This window comes from Psychrobacter sp. DM8, from assembly GCF_051307025.1.
Taxonomy (GTDB): Bacteria; Pseudomonadota; Gammaproteobacteria; order Pseudomonadales; family Moraxellaceae; genus Psychrobacter.
This window is the reverse complement of sequence record NZ_CP195538.1, coordinates 1,828,531-1,845,947: the sequence shown is the minus strand read 5'-3', so window position 1 is coordinate 1,845,947 and position 17,417 is coordinate 1,828,531. Positions and strand designations below refer to the sequence as shown.

General features: G+C 44.0%; 12 protein-coding genes. 6 read left to right on the top strand and 6 right to left on the bottom strand.

The window, feature by feature from the left end:
• Positions 1-96: 96 nt before the first annotated feature.
• Together ACR64J_RS07800 and ychF are read right to left on the bottom strand one after the other, a co-directional pair.
• On the bottom strand, positions 97-1,539 hold the full coding sequence (locus ACR64J_RS07800) for a deoxyguanosinetriphosphate triphosphohydrolase (RefSeq protein WP_435949168.1): 1,443 nt from the start codon (positions 1,537-1,539) through the stop codon (positions 97-99).
• A gap of 139 nt (positions 1,540-1,678) precedes the next feature.
• Complete coding sequence (ychF, locus tag ACR64J_RS07795; RefSeq protein WP_435949167.1) at positions 1,679-2,770, bottom strand: redox-regulated ATPase YchF; 1,092 nt, start codon at positions 2,768-2,770, stop codon at positions 1,679-1,681.
• Between the two features lie 256 nt (positions 2,771-3,026).
• On the opposite strand from ychF, the gene ACR64J_RS07790 reads away from it, so the two are divergent.
• A complete protein-coding gene (locus tag ACR64J_RS07790; RefSeq protein ID WP_435949166.1) occupies positions 3,027-5,195 on the top strand; it encodes an ATP-dependent helicase in 2,169 nt (722 codons plus the stop codon).
• Between the two features lie 62 nt (positions 5,196-5,257).
• Here ACR64J_RS07790 and ACR64J_RS07785 read toward each other — a convergent pair whose 3' ends face one another.
• Positions 5,258-9,844: an AAA domain-containing protein gene (locus ACR64J_RS07785; protein WP_435949165.1), complete on the bottom strand. Its 4,587-nt coding sequence runs from the start codon at positions 9,842-9,844 to the stop codon at positions 5,258-5,260.
• A 192-nt stretch (positions 9,845-10,036) separates the two neighbouring features.
• A complete protein-coding gene (locus tag ACR64J_RS07780) occupies positions 10,037-10,381 on the bottom strand; it encodes a DMT family transporter (RefSeq protein ID WP_435949164.1) in 345 nt (114 codons plus the stop codon).
• 229 nt (positions 10,382-10,610) lie between these two features.
• Here ACR64J_RS07780 and ACR64J_RS07775 point away from each other — a divergent pair, with 229 nt between their 5' ends.
• Positions 10,611-11,873: an NAD(P)/FAD-dependent oxidoreductase gene (locus tag ACR64J_RS07775; RefSeq protein WP_435949162.1), complete on the top strand. Its 1,263-nt coding sequence runs from the start codon at positions 10,611-10,613 to the stop codon at positions 11,871-11,873.
• 33 nt (positions 11,874-11,906) lie between these two features.
• A complete protein-coding gene (locus ACR64J_RS07770; protein WP_435951055.1) occupies positions 11,907-12,245 on the top strand; it encodes a RidA family protein in 339 nt (112 codons plus the stop codon).
• A gap of 422 nt (positions 12,246-12,667) precedes the next feature.
• Here ACR64J_RS07770 and ACR64J_RS07765 read toward each other — a convergent pair whose 3' ends face one another.
• Entirely contained in the window at positions 12,668-13,168 is a 501-nt protein-coding gene (locus ACR64J_RS07765) for a lactoylglutathione lyase family protein (RefSeq protein WP_290189751.1), read from the bottom strand.
• A gap of 93 nt (positions 13,169-13,261) precedes the next feature.
• Here ACR64J_RS07765 and ACR64J_RS07760 point away from each other — a divergent pair, with 93 nt between their 5' ends.
• Positions 13,262-14,131, top strand: a complete 870-nt coding sequence (locus ACR64J_RS07760) for a LysR family transcriptional regulator (RefSeq protein ID WP_435949161.1) — start codon at positions 13,262-13,264, stop codon at positions 14,129-14,131.
• 63 nt (positions 14,132-14,194) lie between these two features.
• Here ACR64J_RS07760 and ACR64J_RS07755 read toward each other — a convergent pair whose 3' ends face one another.
• On the bottom strand, positions 14,195-15,331 hold the full coding sequence (locus ACR64J_RS07755) for a glycerate kinase (RefSeq protein WP_435949159.1): 1,137 nt from the start codon (positions 15,329-15,331) through the stop codon (positions 14,195-14,197).
• 110 nt (positions 15,332-15,441) lie between these two features.
• Here ACR64J_RS07755 and cobT point away from each other — a divergent pair, with 110 nt between their 5' ends.
• Positions 15,442-16,509: a nicotinate-nucleotide--dimethylbenzimidazole phosphoribosyltransferase gene (gene cobT / locus ACR64J_RS07750; RefSeq protein ID WP_435949158.1), complete on the top strand. Its 1,068-nt coding sequence runs from the start codon at positions 15,442-15,444 to the stop codon at positions 16,507-16,509.
• Positions 16,509-17,396 carry an adenosylcobinamide-GDP ribazoletransferase gene (cobS, locus tag ACR64J_RS07745; protein ID WP_435949156.1) on the top strand — a complete coding sequence of 296 codons (888 nt, stop codon included), beginning with the start codon at positions 16,509-16,511 and terminating at the stop codon, positions 17,394-17,396. The genes cobT and cobS overlap by 1 nt, the downstream gene beginning before the upstream one ends.
• The last annotated feature ends 21 nt before the right edge of the window (positions 17,397-17,417 follow it).

Genomic DNA, 17,417 nt, shown 5'->3' with positions numbered 1-17,417 from the left:
TCATCATACGCATTTTGCTAGAAAATTACGAATAAAATACACAGCTTTTGTTAGACCACTAACTATAAAATAATGTCTTTCTAGCACTTTTTTTAGTTAAATAACGGTGCCCCAATGACCTTGCAATTCTTGCGCCAACCGATAAGCTTCATGGTCATTCATACCGGTGATAAAGTCCAAGATATTTAGAATATTGTGATAAATATTGCCTGAGAGCGCTCTTTGCTGCTCATCCAAATGTGGTTTGAGGAGGCTAAACAGTCTTTGCTCTTCAAAAGGCTGCGGGGAGGTGACCAGTTGCGTCCACGCCAGCGGCATAAAGGCATCGAGCAAGCGGCGCAGGCACTGGTTGGCCATAAGCTCCATCCGCACCTTGCTCGGATGATTAAATATTTTCTCGCGTGCCAACAGTTTGGCCTCAGTGATGCCGCTTTGCACACTGATATCACAGTGAGCAAATAAGCTGCCTTGTAGGGTGCCCGCTAGCATCTCATCGCGGTTTATCACAAAGGCGTCTGTGACCGTATTGACCAGACGCATCATAGCTCGTGCACGTAGTGCCGCTAGGCTTTGCCTGATTGACATAGTGGAGGACAAAGGAGTAGGGCGCTCACCTATGAGTTTATAAAAAATATCCGCCACTTCATCAAATTCAAGCATATTGAGATGAATACCGTCCTCTAGATCAATTAAGGCATAACAGATATCGTCCGCCGCCTCTAGCAGGTAGGCAAGTGGATGACGCTCAAAGCCATTATGTCGCTCTGAGCGCGGTAAACATAGGGTTGCTGCCAGCTCCTCCATCTGCGCCGACTCACTGGTAAAACAGCCAAACTTTTGAATCTTGCTACGTGCCTGATTTGCTCCTTGCTTGTTGCTATCGCTCTCTAAACTGTTTGTATTGCCATTTGGGTTACTGTGAGTGGCAAGCCAAGGGTATTTCATAAACGCGCCTAAAGTGGCACAGGTTAAACGCATACCGCCATTATCAGGATGATGCTCGTTACGCACTAATAGGCGAAAGCCCTGTGCGTTGCCCTCATAAGCTAAGACATCTAATTGCTCGCTTGGGGTGAGATAAGCCAAGATAGGCGCACGATCAGGATGCATAAACCAATCGCGAATCGCATATTCGCCTGCATGGCCAAAGGGCGGATTGCCAATATCGTGAGCCAGACAAGCAGCTTGTATAATGACGCCGACATCAGCGGGCGAGACGCCCAATGGTAGACCGTTTGGCAGCTTATCATGGAGCTTCTCTGCTGCCATGATACCAAGCGAGCGCCCAATACAGGACACCTCTAGCGAGTGTGTTAGGCGCGTATGAATGCCCAATTGATTGGTTAACGGATGTACTTGCGTCTTTTGGTTGAGCTGACGAAAGGAGTGCGAGAACACCAGCCTGTCATAGTCTTTGTGAAAGGAGGAGCGCGCACTATCTTGTACAGGCGCTTGGCTTTTACTACCCAAGCGCTGGGCACTAAATAGACATGCCCAGTGGTCGCTTGCGCTGCGTGGCTTAGGGTTTGCATCCGTCATTTATTATCCATTTTATCTAAATTGTAGTTATTGTTACGCCTTAGTATAATAAAAAAGCCAGCACTTAGGCTGACTTTTGGTTGTTCTGTGTCATAACTGGCGATGTTACGACTGTCACTGCTCTAAACGAATAAAATAATTAGACGTTAAAACGGAAATGCATCACATCGCCATCTTGGACGATATAGGTTTTGCCTTCTAGGCGAGATTTGCCCGCGGCAGCAGCGCCTTTTTCGCCATTATATTCGATGAAATCATCATAGGCGATGACTTCTGCGCGAATAAAGCCACGCTCAAAGTCGGTATGAATGACGCCAGCGGCTTGCGGTGCGGTTGCGCCAACCTCAACTGTCCACGCCCGCACTTCCTTGACGCCTGCGGTAAAGTAAGTCTGCATATCGAGCAAGTCATAGCCGCCACGAATCACCTGATCGAGACCCGCCTCGTCCATACCCATATCTTCTAAGAAGTCTTTTTTGTCATCTTCATCGAGCTGCGCAATTTCAGATTCAATCTGATTGCACAAGGCGATCACGATTGACTCTTCGCCTGTCGCATAATCACGTACGGCGTCAAGATACGGATTATTTTCAAAACCATCCTCCGACACGTTAGCGATATACATGGTTGGTTTGAGCGTGATCAAGCCATAACTTCTAATAAGTTTTTTCTCATCGATATCTAAATTCGCGGCGCGCGCCGCCTTACCTTCAGCCAGTAATGGCTCGACTTTTTTAAACACATCAAGCAAAGCTTGCGCGTCTTTATCACCGCCTTTGGCCTTTTTGGTTTGGTTGTGAATGGCGCGCTCAACGGCCTCTAAATCAGCCAGTGCCAGCTCAGTATTAATGGTTTCTATATCATCGATGGGGCTGACGCGACCATCGACGTGGACGACGTTGTCATCATCAAAGCAGCGTACCACGTGGGCAATGGCATCGGTCTCACGGATATTGGCTAGGAACTGATTACCCATGCCTTCACCTTTTGATGCACCAGCGACGAGGCCTGCGATATCGACGAACTCCATCGTCGTTGGCATAACGCGCTCAGGATTGACGATATCAGCAAGCTTTTTTAGCCTTGGATCAGGGACAGGCACGATGCCAGTGTTGGGATCTTTGGTACAAAACGGAAAGTTCTCTGCCGCGATACCCGCTTTGGTCAAGGCGTTAAATAAAGTGGACTTGCCCACATTTGGTAGGCCAACGATGCCGCAATTAAAACCCATAATGGTCTCTCAGTAGTATTAAAAATAGTGTTGTAAAATAAGGGAGGACCGAGCGCTTGGAGCGTCGTCCAAAATTGGGCATATTGTAGCAAATTTGCTAGGGGATGGGTGAGTTGTTACTTTGTATTTATACCATAGCGCACAGGCCTTTTTATGGGTACTCTATAACTACCTTAAGAGTAATGCCTTTATATTTACTCTCCTAAAGCATTCGCAAACAAATTTATCAAAACAATATGATGGGCACTTAATAACGATGACAATCTTTGATACACGCCAGTACAATTATCCACAAAACTTTGTAGACATAAAACCCAAGCTTGCACGCCTTGAACAAGCTATCGAAAAGTTAGAGGCGAATTTGGTGGATGCTGATGACAAGGTCATTGATGAGCGCCTGCATAATAATTTGGGACTCAAAGTGGATTACGCCCGCGAGCTTAATCCTAATCAACTGCTTGCGGCCACTACTACCCAAGGCAAAGCGCTAGTCATCGCTGGAGCAGGTTCGGGTAAGACTAAAACGCTGACCTACCGTACTAGTTATCTGTTAGAAAATGGCGTTGCGCCTAAGCAAATACTATTACTGACCTTTACCCGAAAAGCGGCCAATGAGATCAAAAGCCGCGCAAAAACCTTACTCACGAATACACTGTCTGATGAAGAGTTATCCGAGGACATCTTACCCACTAGCAAGATGATAAGCGATATCACCAGCGGCACTTTTCATTCATTCTGTAATCGGCTACTACGACAATACTCAGGGCTACTCGGTATCAATCCACGCTTTACTATTTTGGATACCGGCGACGCCGAGGACGCTATTGATCTGATCTATAAAGAAAAAAAGTACCCTGCGCAAACACAAAAACAAGCCTTTCCGCGCAAACGCACCTTACAAAATATCTTTTCCACCTCCAGAAACCGCCGTATCCCGATCAATACTCTGATCGAAGACAGCTATCCTGATATTGCCATTCATATCCCTATCATTGAGCAATTGGCTATCGACTTTCACGAGTACAAACGCGCCAACCATTTGTACGACTTTGACGACATTATCAGCCAAGTGGTCCGCCATCTAAAGTCTAATGATACCTTCCGTCAGCTCTTGCAAGACAACTATCGCTACGTCATGGTTGATGAATATCAAGATACCAATATTCCGCAAAAGCAGCTCATCGATCTCATCTGTGCGCCCGCGTCTGTATCGCTGATGGTCGTCGGCGATGATAATCAAAGCATCTACGCCTTTCGCGGTGCAAATTATGAAAATATTTTGCTCTTTGGGGAGACCTACCCTGAAGCGAGTCTGATTAAGCTTGAGCAAAACTATCGTAGTACGCCTGCTATTTTAAGCTATATCAATGCCTTGTCTGCGCAAATCACTTTAGGCTACCAAAAGCAGCTGTACTCAAACGCGGCTATAACAGGCGCAAAACCCATCTTTAGCCGTGCTAGCGATGAGACAAAAGAGGCCAAATACATCGCTAATCAGATTATTAAGCACAAAGCTGAGCATGACTATAGCGACTTTGCGGTACTGTGCCGAACCTCCTTTCAGTCCAACTATGTGCAGCTGGAATTTATGGAGCGCCGTATTCCCTTTATCGTCGTCGGCGGTATTAAGTTCATTGAGCGTCGCCATATCAAGGACGTCTTAGCCTTTATTAAAATTCTGTATAACCCCAATGACACGATTGCGTGGCATCGTATTTTGACCTTATTTAAGGGCGTTGGGGCAGTCACTGCTACGCGCTTAACGCAAGCGATCAATAGTGATGACAACTCGTTTGAACCCTTGCTATTACCCAAATTTAGTAAGAAAAGCCCACAGCTTGCACCGCTGCATAGCACCTTGAGCAAAGCGCAACAAGCGCAGTCGGTTGAGACGATTATCGATCTGGTGCTCGACTTTTATATTCCTATTTTAAAGACGGTTGAGGAAAACTGGCGCGAGCGTAGCGAGGATTTTCGTGTGCTCAAGAACTTGGCGACTGAGCATAGTAGCCTAGATAACTTTTTAGAGAACTTAGCCCTTGATCCACCCAACGATTCAGTGGCAGCGATGGATGCTCCTGAGGATGACGACACAGACAAGGTCACTATTTCAACCATTCATAGCGCTAAAGGGCTGGAGTGGCCAATTGTTTTTGTGAATTCCTTAGTTGATGGCATGACCCCGCACCATCGCTCATTAGATGACTTTGAGGAATTAGAAGAGGAGCGCAAACTATTCTACGTGGCCTGTAGTCGCGCCAAAAACAAGCTGTACTTAACTGCGCCTGATTACTTCGCCAGCTACTCAGGTTATTTTGATAAGCCCTCAAGGTTTATTGCTGAGCTGTCCGCTAGCGAGGTTGAGGTTAAGTCATCTACTAAAGGATTAGCGGCGCTGGCAAGTGCAGATCCGGTATGGTGGTGAGGTGAACGTTTTAATCACTACTACACCGATTCTAAGCGTTGATGATAATAAGTACTATAAGCTTACGCATCAGACTCAACGCTTTGTTTCTTTTGTTCCTTGGAGTAGGAGTCTTCAACAGTAGTCACGCATCTAGTCTCAACATAAGAGCTACTATAAGAAGCATCTGTGCTCATCGGATAAATCTTTAAACGCTCTAATTCTGCTAATAGATCTTCAATGACTTCATCTTTGCGAGTCACAAAGGTAGACGCAAAGCAGCGCCAAAACGTCCAGCCTGCACGCTCCAAAATACGTTGGCGTTGCATATCACTATCCCATTTATCAGGTCCATGATATCTATCACCGTCACATTCGATAGCCAAGCTGTTATCTTCTTCGCCCTCAACAACCATATCGATTCGATAAGCACCCGCCTTAACTTGTGGAATAACTTGGTAGCCTCTTTGAGTGAGAATATCAAAGACTTCTGTTTCAAAAGGCGATTCACACTTATCACGCAGCGTGGCGACTTGCTCCTCGTCTTGCATAAACGGTGCTTGAAAGTGCTTTATAAGCTCAGCTCGATAATGATCAGCCTGACTAAGATGACTCAGCTCAATACTACGCACTAGATACATTCTATCGCGCGCTCTTGAGGCCGCTACGTTCAAGCGTTGGGCGAAAGTATTCCCTGTCAATGCATGAGCATCTCCTGGCGCTACTACGAGTGATAAGAACATAATGTCGCGCTCTTTACCCTGAAAAGTTCTAGCGTCACCGCAAGCAATATCAAAAGCCGTCATTAAGGTTTCATCTAATTCTTTATTAAGTATATCCATAACACTGTGTGCTTGCTTATTACCTAGCAATGAGACGACACCGATAGTTTTACCACTATAGGTGGGGTCAGATACTATCGTTTTGATTTCATCGACAATAAATCTGACTTCTGATGGGTTGATATCAGAGCCTTTGATTCGGTAGCCGTCGGTAACATAGATGTCAATCAATGGCGGATCTAAGCGTTCTGAGGGTTTGGCTTTACGCAAAGGGATCAGCTCGTGATTATAAAATTCACGTTTTGAGAACTCAATAATAGGGGCTACACTACGAAAGTGCTCTTTTAACATCACACTACTATCGGCAAAGACAACTTGAAATAAGTCGTATATGGAACGTTCAGGAGACATAAGAGAGTCATACAATTTAACCTGATTGTTCAAATATGTAGATTTTAACTCTTGAATTTTCTGAATATTTAAACCAACGCCTTCTGGTGATACCTGCTTATCGTCGCCAACGATTAAAACCTTTTTTGCTCTCATAATCGCTGGCAGTGCCGTTAGATCAGACTGAGACGCTTCATCTATAATTACTAAGTCAAAACTACCAAACTGTGCGGGCAAGGATTCAGAAATACGATAGTGCGGCATAATCCAACACGGAATAGCGGCGCTGGCACCAGCGGCGGCTTCGCGAGCTTGTCGGCGATAGTAATGAGCATTTTTGCCCGTACCTTTACCTATACGCATAATAGCAGAACGGTATTTCTCTAAAGAACGATGAACGAATGGTGTAATATTTTCTGCGACTTTTAACCATGCTCTTTTGACGATAGTTTCTTGATAAAGTCTAGCCAAATCTGTTTCCAAATGACTGCGAGTCTTGGTCAACTCAACCAACTCTTTTCGACCATCTATACTGTCTATAAAGCTCGTTAATCTTTTAAGACGCCAAATTTGCTGCCAGTTATCAGGTAGTAAGTGGTCTGATGACAATTGATCTTGTGTCTCAATACAAGGCCTAGAGCGCAACTGCTCAGCCCAAAGTGGAGCACCACTGTCTTCAATAGTTTGCGTAATGGCAGCGACTACCTCTAGATCAGAGCTAAAATGATGCACCCGTTGTAGTTCACTTACCAAACCATTCCAAATTTCTTGTAACGCATCATCCGATAATGCTTGACTACCAATTTGTTGATTAAAAAAGAACGTTATCTTTTCAGTGATAGTGCCATTACAACTTTCAAGCTTGCTAAGCAGTCGCTCTTTTAGGGTTAGACTCTCTAGCAAATGATATCTTTTTAAATGTTGTTCGATAACCTCTCTGATTTCAGTTAAAACAGCTTTATTGTCATACGCTGATGATATGATATCCCATTCTATAAATATAGATTTTAAGGCTTGTCTGATGTTGTGCTGTAAATTATTGCTACCAACAACGGCTTCATATAAATGTACAGCTGAATTTAGGTCAGGTAGGGTATTGAATGAAACTTCAAATACGGGCAAAGATAAATCATGCGATAGAGCATTCCAACGAACGACTAATTCTTGAGATTTTTTTCTAAAGTCTACATAGCTAGATATATATTGCCAATCCTCTACAGTTTTAGGTTTCGATGACACTATCGTAATATCTTCAAGGCTTTTCTTTTGAGCAGATTTACCAAAGATTCCAGCTAATCCAAAGGGTTTTTGACCTTCAGACAACTTTCTGACTGCATCGGTAAGTTCTGTATTCGTATCGAAGTCATCACTCATGCTGATAGGTTTAGTTAAATAAACCGTTCTCTCGCTAAAAGTCGATTTAATGTCATCATTAAGTATATTGAAATGCTTAATGATGTCTTGCTTGGTTTTATCAGCTAAATGGTTTTGGATATCACCAGTCCAATTTTGGTTGGCAGCTTCAAGCTTTTGGATGAGTTCAATTAAGCGAGATAGGTTAGAGGCTGTATCGTGAGCTATGCTTATCGTGCTAGCACTGGGGTTCACTAAACTTGGTAACGCTCCTAGCTTTTCAGCTTGCTGCGATTCATTGAGATAAATCAAATCTTTGTGTAGTTGTCTTATGGCATTAATAGGCGGAAAGTCTGTAGTAGCAGGTATTTCTTTATTGAGATAATTCAGGTCGTCACCGAGCTTTATTCTTGCTGTCATCAGCTCAGTAATATTGTGAGGATTGAACCGAGGTTGAAAGGTATCCTCTATCCCTAACGTATCTGGAAAACTCTTGATAAGCTGCTGGTTTTTAGCCACCTCAGTCGCGGCATCTATAGGTTTTATGGTTTCATTATCTATAACGATATCATCAAGGTTTAAGCGCGCCCAAGCCGTGATCTTATTATCAGTGCTGGCTAACTGCGCATGAACAGTATCAATCTGATCATCCAGCATAAGAATGTCTTTTTTGTAGGCTTCACGATTGAGGTTAGATACCTCACTCGATATCTTTTTAATCGTATGCTCAAATTGTTTTAGACCGTCGTTTTCACTAGTCAAGAGACTTACTGCCAGCGGACGAATAGATTCAGGTAGTTTGTCTTGCAACACTTTAAGCGCAGGGTCTTTCATCGACGTCACTAGAACTCCTTTACCCAATGCTAAGTAGTGACAAATAACATTAGCAATAGTATGCGTTTTACCAGTACCAGGTGGTCCTTGGACGACAACACCGTCGTGGACATCGAGCTTCTGTATGATTTGTACTTGTTCACTGTTAAAGGCTTTTGGGAAGTATAGCTCGGCTGGCGTGCTAGTATAGCTTTCACTACCGCTGACCATAGATAGTCCGCGATAAGTAGGTAGTATGACCGCTTTATTCTCTGTAGCAGGTTCAGTCAGCATCGACATCAGTGCACTTGGTAAATGAATATCGTCGCTATCTTTGAGCTCAGTTGCAAACTTATCTAAATCTTGCAAAAATATATTATTGCTTCTAGGACGCGCCATAATGACCCAAGTGTCGGTCACAATAAGATTATGCTGCGCTTTAGGTATTTTACGTTCATCAGTCATCAATTGATCAGGCCAATAAACGCCTTGAGCATCAAGTAGAGTAACTGCTGATTTTAAGATAGACTCATAGCTACTTGGTAAAAAAGGATTTAATAAAACATCTTCTGAGTTGTAAAATTGAGTATTAACTTCTAATAAGTGAGCTAAACCTTGGTTTTCATCCATCGAAAAAGGCTCAGTTTCAATTGTAGGAGAGGAGGGATTAGGCTTTATAAGGAGCGCCATAGTCACTTTATCTAATGTGATTTCAACAGACTGCGTTAATAGGGGATACTTTATTTGCCTACTATTTTGCTCATCATGTCGCAAAGCAATGCCCACACCCCACACTAGTTCGAGGGACTCAGCAGCTAGATTTCCTTGAAGCATTTGATTGAGCTTAAATAACTTTGAATATAGAGCAATACTTTGGCGTACGAGTTTCTCTTTGACTAGCCAAGGCTTCCAGATGTTTTTAATATAATCACGAAGTTCAATCTCTAAAGCTTCTTTTTTAAAAAAGTCCTTTAAATATATTTCTTTTTCTAAGGGCACTTCTAGCTCTGACTGTTTACGGTCTTCAACTTCAAATGGCGTAAAGGCTTCTTCATAAGCGACAACAACATTATCTATTAAGTTCTTTTCACTGAGCTTTTCTTTCAAAACAGGCAAGTCATCGAATTTTATTGGGAATTTTATCCAGTTTTTTAACAATACATTTTTAGGCTCAGGAGCTGAGTTTTCATGTAATCGCTCTAAACGTAGCCAAACTTCATCAGAGGAATCATTTATGATATTTAAGCTAATACCCGGTAAGCCTATTATTTGTTCCTCAGTACCAGTAAATTCACTATGTCTGACAAAGTTCTGAATAGGTGTTTTTTTCATTATGGCGCATTGTTTAACAAATTCGATTTGAGAGGCTAGTCTTTGGGTATAAATACTCATCTAAAAAATTCCGAGTCATCAAAAATAGTATTGATTACTTTATCAAGAAAACAAAGACCAAACTATAGCATAGAATTAAATTTCTCGACTTTTGAATTAAGACAATGTGCTTATTGCTTTTTATTTTAAGGACTAACCCCCAACCGTCTTAGAGAACACATTGATCACCACAACGCCTAGAATGATCAAACCGATACCCGTTATCGCTGGTATGTCGATACTTTGTTTAAACAGGGTCACTCCGATAATAACGGTCAATACAATACCCACACCGCCCCAAATGGCATAGGCGATACCTAAAGGAATCGTCTTTAGCGTCTGCGACAAAAAGTAAAACGAGCCGATGTAGAGTACTGCCATCAAAACAGTAGGCACTAAGCGGGTAAACTGTTCAGACTTGACTAAAAAGGTCGTACCTAATACTTCAAAGACGATAGCCAACGCCAAAAATCCATAGCCGATCACAACAGGATTCATAAAAAATTATCCTAACCGTAGATATTCAAAGCTATGTAATGCGCCCTTAATAAAACAAATCAAGTCGTGAAATTTGGTGCACATACTTAGTAAAGATAAAAATAAAAAAGTTATATAACCAAAAGTAAGAGTTAACAAAATATTTTGTCAAATAGTGGTTTAAAATCTACAGTAATGCGTTACCATATCGCATTAAACTTCTCTATGCTCTTAGCGAAAAGGATAGGCTATGCGTTATGACGTGATTGTGATTGGTGCAGGTATGGTCGGCACCGCAGCCGCTTGGCACTTACAAAAAAACGGCTCTAAAGTACTGATGCTAGATAGAAAATTACCGGGTCTTGAGACCTCATACGGTAACGCCGGTCTCATCCAGCGTGAAGCCATTCATACCCATCCTTTTCCGCGTCAGATCACAGAAATGGTGCGCGTATTACCGAATCAAGGCACCGATATTCGCTATCGCATACCCGCATTGCTGCGTTATCATCAAGCGCTATTACAATACTGGAAATTCTCAACGCCAGATTCGGTCAAAAAGATTGAATCAGAATGGCAAACGCTGATTGCTCATTGCACCAGCGAGCATCAGGTCATGATCGAAGCCTCAGGCGCTGATAAGCTGATCACCCGTGATGGCTGGCTACAGTTGCACCGCTCAGAAGAGACGCTTAAAAAGGCCGCCAAGACCGCTATTGAAGATCGCGAGCAGGGCGTTGAGCACAAAGTTCTCAGCCTAGATGAGTTAAAAGCGATGGAGCCTAATGCTAGTTTTGAGGGTTTTGTCGGTGCTATTCACTGGCTCAACTCTTGGCAAGTCTCAAACCCAAGTGCACTGGTAAAAGCATACGCTAAAAACTTTGAAGAGATGCAAGGGATAATTAAAGAGAGCAATGTCAAAGAAATCACACCTTCTGATAACAACGATGGCAAAGGCTGGCAGGTGGTGACGGATAACGAAACCTATCATAGCGATCATTTGGTTATTGCGGCAGGTCCTTGGTCCAATGAGCTAATCAAACCACTGGGCTACAATCTACCTCTGTTCCCGATGCGCGGCTATCATCAACACTTTAAGATCAGTGACAAAAACACCATCCATCATAGTATGTTCGATATGGACAAAGGCTTTGTCATGGGCCCGATGCAGCAAGGCATTCGTATCACGACAGGCGCTGAGATGACGACGATGGATGCACCCAAAAACTTCGGTCAACTAAAAACGGTATTGAAACTGGCAACTAAAATACTGCCTTTAGAGGATGCGGTAGAGAGCGAGGCATGGGCAGGATCGCGTCCTTGTATGCCAGATATGAAGCCTGTCATTGGGCCTGCGGATAAGCATGACAAGTTATGGTTCGCCTTTGGGCATAGTCACCAAGGCTTTACTTTGGGGCCAATTACCGGTCGTCTGGTCGAAGAGCTAATCCACGACAAGCCGCTAACGGTTGATGTTGAACCATTTAATGCCCAACGTTTCGCTAAAAAATAATTTTTAAACTAAAGTATATAAGGATAAATAATGATTAAGAAACTGCATAGCAATCAGCGTATGAGTAAAATCGTCGTACATAACCAAACCGTGTATCTGTGCGGTCAAGTTGGTAACGCCGAAGACGATATCCAAGCGCAAACACTAACCTGTTTAGAGAAGATTCAAACGCTACTAGAAGAAGTAGGTGGTGACAAATCTAAACTGCTATCTGTGACAGTTTGGATAAAGGATATGTCTGACTTTGCGGCGATGAATGAGGTATGGGATAAGTGGTTCGAAGGCATTCAACCGCCCGCCCGCGCTTGTGGTGAATCAGCTCTAGCACGTCCTGAGCTACTCGTTGAGATGATCGCTATCGCCGCTGAGTAATACGGTATTTGCATTAGGGCGTGTTGAACATTCAACCATGGCACTGCTGATCGCTGCCAGTTTATCAAAGCTGTGTTCCAGACACGGCGCAAGTCGAAGATAATGTCTAGACCTTAGCTAGACTTGCAACACACTGCTTATATAGAGCTGGGGGGCAATTTTAGCATCAGCCTGAAAGGACAGGACTCTTTTTTGCCGCTCCTTTGATAAAAATAGACGCTTAGAATGACTAAACTTACTATTTTCATCTTTGAATCGCCCAAAAAATAGTCTCTGTCAGTGCGTATTTGTGAATTATCAAACACGCCCTAGTTATACTAAATAAAAAGGACACGATAGTAATATTGTGTCCTTTTTATTTGTGTAGAGATAATGACAGGTCAGACTATATATTGACCGCTTAATCGCCGAGAGATAACCGTTTAATACGCGCCTTCGCTATAAATAAGCTCATAGCTGTGGCTGTATATTTCAACGATATTGCCAAACGGGTCTTCCATATAAATCATACGGTAAGGTTTTTCGCCGGGGTAGTAATAACGTGGTTTTTCCATACGCTTTTTGCCGCCAGCAGCGACAATGCGTTCAGCGAGCTCTTCCACGTTTGGATCTTGAACACAGAAGTGAAAAATACCTGTCTTCCAGTATTCAAAGTTGTTTTCAGGGTTTTCTTGATTTTTAAATTGAAATATTTCAACACCGATACGGTCACCAGTTGAGAGATGAGCGATACGAAAACTGCCCCAGCCTGAGCCAAAGACTTCCGTACACATCTCACCAATAGGGCTGTCATCTTCAACGATTTCGGTCGGCTCCATGATGGTGTACCAACCCATTACCTCGGTATAGAATTTTACCGCTGCTTCTAGGTCAGGGACGGAAAGGCCAATGTGCGAAAAGCTTCTTGGATAGACGTTATTCATCATTCATACTCCTGTTTTAATATGGGAGTAGTTTACAAAGCTATATCCATTACGTAAAATTATCATTTATTATAAAGATAAGTATATATCGTAATGATGAATATCACGTGGCTACGCACATTCTTTACCCTTGTTGAAGTGGGACATTTTACCCGCACTGCCGAGCGCCTACATATGACCCAGTCAGGCGTGAGTCAACACATACGTAAGCTTGAAAGTCAGTTAGATGTCGACTTGCTCATCCGCCAAGGGAAGCAGTTTTCACTAACGGATGCCGGCGAGGAGTTATATAGGGAAGCGGATGATATCTTGCAGCGTCTAGCAAATCTAGAACAGCGTATCGGTGATGACCCCGCCTTTGCAGGGTTAGTGCGACTGATGTCTCCTGGCAGCGTAGGCTTAAAGTTGTATCCAAAGCTTTTGAGCTTACAACAACAGTATCCACAGTTGGTGATTGACTATCGCTTTGCACCAAATAGCGATATAGAGCGAGCGCTTGCGAATCACGACATTGATATTGGGTTTATGACGGATATCTCAGATGATGAGGGAATAAGTTGCCAGTCAATAGCTCAAGAAGCGCTGATACTGGTGACGCCTGCGACTACTAATGAACCAAGTTGGGAGGCGCTCATTGAGCTTGGGTTTATCGATCATCCTGACGGTGCTCATCATGCCAGTATGCTACTGAGCGCCAATTATAGCGAGTTCCAGCATATTAATGACTTTAAGAAAAAAGGGTTTTCTAATCAAATTGGCTTGATTTTGGAGCCTGTTAGTAGGGGGCTTGGCTTTACCGTATTACCAGCACACGCGGTTGCAGCGTACGCAAACCCTGAGCTTATTAGCAGTCATCGTTTGCCAATACCAGTGAGTGAAACGTTATATCTTGCCGTGCGGCGACAGCAAGCCCTATCTAATAGAATGCACACTGTCATTAACGAGGTAAAAAAGTGGTTGTAAAATTATAAAGAATAGCGATATTTAGATTTGATGTTAGTCAATGAATGAACTTGCGGGCTATTTCTATTTCATAACTTGCCCTAGCTTCATGGCAGCGGCAATATTGACCGCGGTAGTCTCAATATTTTCATAAGCGTTGTTTAGTACCTTATCAAGGGTGTCCAGCTTTTGAATACTCGGCATGACGACGTCAAACCCAGTAGTCTGAGTAGGATTTAAGCCGTCAACGCTACCGCAAATAGCGATTATAGGCTTATCATTTGCTTTTGCCATCATGCTAATACCGCCAGCGACTTTACCCATTAAAGTCTGCGCATCAAGCTTGCCTTCACCAGTAATCACCAAATCAGCGCTAGCAATATGCTCTTCTAGACTAACGGCCTCAGCCACGGTATCAAAGCCTGATTTAAGATTAGCTTCGCAAAATGTCGTTAAGGCAAAGCCAAGACCGCCTGCTGCCCCTGCGCCTGATATATTTTGACAGTCCTGATAGCCATGCTGTCCAGATACCATTGCAAAGTGACTCAAGGCCTTATCCAATAGTGCGACTTGCTCGGGACTGGCGCCTTTTTGTGGTCCAAAGATAGCACTGGCACCAGATTTTCCGCATAATGGATTGGTCACATCGCAAGCGACTTCAAAGACCGTGTTGCGCAGCTTTGGATGAAGGGTTGAGCCGTCTATCTGCTTTAAGTTGGCCAGTTCGTTACCGCCTTGCGCCAAAGGCTTGCCTTCATCGTCACAAAAAATTATTCCTAATGCCATGAGCAGACCAAGACCAGCATCGTTGGTGGCACTACCACCCAGACCGATAATGATGCGTTTGACGCCTTCGCTCAAAGCATCAGCGATAAGTTCGCCAACACCGTAGCTGCTGGTAATGAGTGGATTTCTTTCTTCGTTCGTTAATAAGTGCAGACCGCAGGCTTGAGCGATTTCAATCACCGCCGTCTTATTTTCTAATAGCAGATACTTGGCAGTAATCGGTCGCATTAATGGATCGTTCACAAGCACGTTTTTCCAACGTCCACTAAGCGCGTAGGACAACACCGCAGAGGTGCCTTCACCGCCATCTGCCATGGGCAATAATGTATAGTCGGCATTGGGAAAAACCTGACTAAATCCAGATTGTATAGCGCGGCACACCTCGATTGCTTCTAAGCTTTCTTTAAACGAGTCAGGGGCGATTAAAATTTTCATGAAGTGCTCTTATAATTACGTAAGTTTGGCTCGTGTAATTAGACTAATCATATCATTATAAATGAGATAATCTGCTACCATAGTTCCCTGTTTCATGTATAACCTTTAGGATGCTTCCCTTGATCACATTTACTGCGCCGACTATTACCAATACAGAAAATAATAACTTACGCCAAGAACTGCAACAGATTATAGATCTAAAGACCAAACCACTTGGCGCACTTGGGCGCTTAGAAACGCTGGCGCTGCAATTGGGCATGATTCAAGGGACGCTCACACCGCATATTGAACAGCCACAGATTCGAGTATTTGCTGCTGATCATGGTTTAACTAAGCATGGAACCTCAGCCTATCCAAGTGCCGTCACTGCGCAAATGGTATATAATTTCTTGCAAGGTGGCGCTGCTATCAATGTCTTGGCACGTCAGCACAATATCGAGCTAAAGGTAGTCGACGCTGGGGTGGATGCAGACTTTGCCAATTCTCCTTTTAAAGACCACCCGCAATTGCTCAATTATAAAGTTCGTCATGGTAGCCGAGACGCGCTAACAGAACCTGCCATGACCGAAGCGGAATGCTTGGCAGCGCTAAAGAACGGTATGAAAGTGGCCGAAGATTTAGCAGGTAATCTGTTGATCGTCGGTGAGATGGGCATCGGCAACACTTCAGCGGCGAGTCTTTTGCTGGCACGATTAGGTGATGTACCGATTGCTGATTGTATTGGTCGTGGTACGGGGCTTGATGATGCAGGGCTACAGCATAAGACGGATATTTTAACGCAAGTATTGCAGCGTCATAGTGAGGCACAGTCTCCATTGGACGCGCTTGCTGCATTAGGCGGGCTTGAGATAGCCATGATGGCAGGTGCGCTGATTCAGACCGCCAGTGAACGACATATTTTATTAATCGATGGCTTTATTGCCAGCAGTGCTTTACTGGTTGCGGAGCGCCTAGCGCCTGGTGTCGCCCAATATGCTATTTTTGCCCATCATTCAGTCGAGCCAGGACATGCGCATTTATTAAAATTACTAAACGCTGAGCCGTTACTTAATATGGGTATGCGCTTGGGCGAAGGTAGCGGCGCGGCGCTTGCTTATCCATTATTGCAGTCCGCTTGTGCCATTATCAATGAGATGGCAAGCTTTAGTGATGCGGGTATTAGTGAGCAAAACAACTAATGTCACAGCCATTAAAGCAGGAATCAAAACAGTCATTAAATCAGCCAGAGCCGTCACAGCAGTCATCGTCTAAAGTAAGTGTTGGGCAGTTTATAAAGCACGAATGGATATTGTTACTGGTCGCCATTCAGTTTTTGACCCGATTGCCAGTCCCGTCATTCAAAAACTACAATCCGCAATGGCTACACCAGAGCAGCCGTCATTTCCCCGCAGTCGGTTTGCTGGTTGGGCTACTTTGCGCTGGCGTGTTTTGGCTTGCTAGTGTTTTATTCACGCCCCTCGTTGCTGCGGTGCTAAGTACGGTATTCGGGATTAAGCTTACGGGCGCTTTTCACGAAGATGGTCTTGCAGATAGCTGCGATGGTTTGGGGGGCGGTCTGACTCGTGAGCGCACGCTGACTATCATGAAAGACTCGCGCTTGGGGACATATGGCGTGTTAGGTCTGGTCTCTGCGCTATTGCTAAAGATTTCCTTGTTAGCCACCATGCCGTTATCGGTGGCTATCGTCGCGCTGATTATTGGGCATACTGCGTCGCGTTTGCTATGTATTAGCCTGCTTGCGCTGCTGCCGTATGGCGGTGAGATAGAACATGCCAAAGCCAAGCCGATGGCGCAGCAGCTGACACCGTTACAAGGATTGTTCAGTAGTGGTTGGTTGCTCGTGGCAGGAGTTTTAGTAATGGTTATATTTCCTAATGCCATACAGCAGATTAGCATCGGTCAGTGGTTATTAGCCTTAGTGTTGGCGCTAGTTGCCACTGAATATATGCGGCGCTTATTACGTAGGCGTCTGAATGGCTATACTGGCGATGGTTTAGGGGCGACACAACAGCTGAGTGAAGTCGCTATTTATGCTGGGCTCGCTGCCTCTATACCTTTTTTATAATTCAAAAGAAATCTTTAGAAA

What these genes read in the sequence shown, in the direction of transcription:
- ACR64J_RS07800 (WP_435949168.1), bottom strand. Translation starts at nt 1,539, where the DNA reads ATGACGGATGCAAACCCTAAGCCACGCAGCGCAAGCGACCACTGGGCA.
- ychF (WP_435949167.1), bottom strand. Translation starts at nt 2,770, where the DNA reads ATGGGTTTTAATTGCGGCATCGTTGGCCTACCAAATGTGGGCAAGTCC.
- ACR64J_RS07790 (WP_435949166.1), top strand. Translation starts at nt 3,027, where the DNA reads ATGACAATCTTTGATACACGCCAGTACAATTATCCACAAAACTTTGTA.
- ACR64J_RS07785 (WP_435949165.1), bottom strand. Translation starts at nt 9,844, where the DNA reads ATGAAAAAAACACCTATTCAGAACTTTGTCAGACATAGTGAATTTACT.
- ACR64J_RS07780 (WP_435949164.1), bottom strand. Translation starts at nt 10,381, where the DNA reads ATGAATCCTGTTGTGATCGGCTATGGATTTTTGGCGTTGGCTATCGTC.
- ACR64J_RS07775 (WP_435949162.1), top strand. Translation starts at nt 10,611, where the DNA reads ATGCGTTATGACGTGATTGTGATTGGTGCAGGTATGGTCGGCACCGCA.
- ACR64J_RS07765 (WP_290189751.1), bottom strand. Translation starts at nt 13,168, where the DNA reads ATGAATAACGTCTATCCAAGAAGCTTTTCGCACATTGGCCTTTCCGTC.
- ACR64J_RS07760 (WP_435949161.1), top strand. Translation starts at nt 13,262, where the DNA reads ATGATGAATATCACGTGGCTACGCACATTCTTTACCCTTGTTGAAGTG.
- ACR64J_RS07755 (WP_435949159.1), bottom strand. Translation starts at nt 15,331, where the DNA reads ATGAAAATTTTAATCGCCCCTGACTCGTTTAAAGAAAGCTTAGAAGCA.
- cobT (WP_435949158.1), top strand. Translation starts at nt 15,442, where the DNA reads ATGCTTCCCTTGATCACATTTACTGCGCCGACTATTACCAATACAGAA.
- cobS (WP_435949156.1), top strand. Translation starts at nt 16,509, where the DNA reads ATGTCACAGCCATTAAAGCAGGAATCAAAACAGTCATTAAATCAGCCA.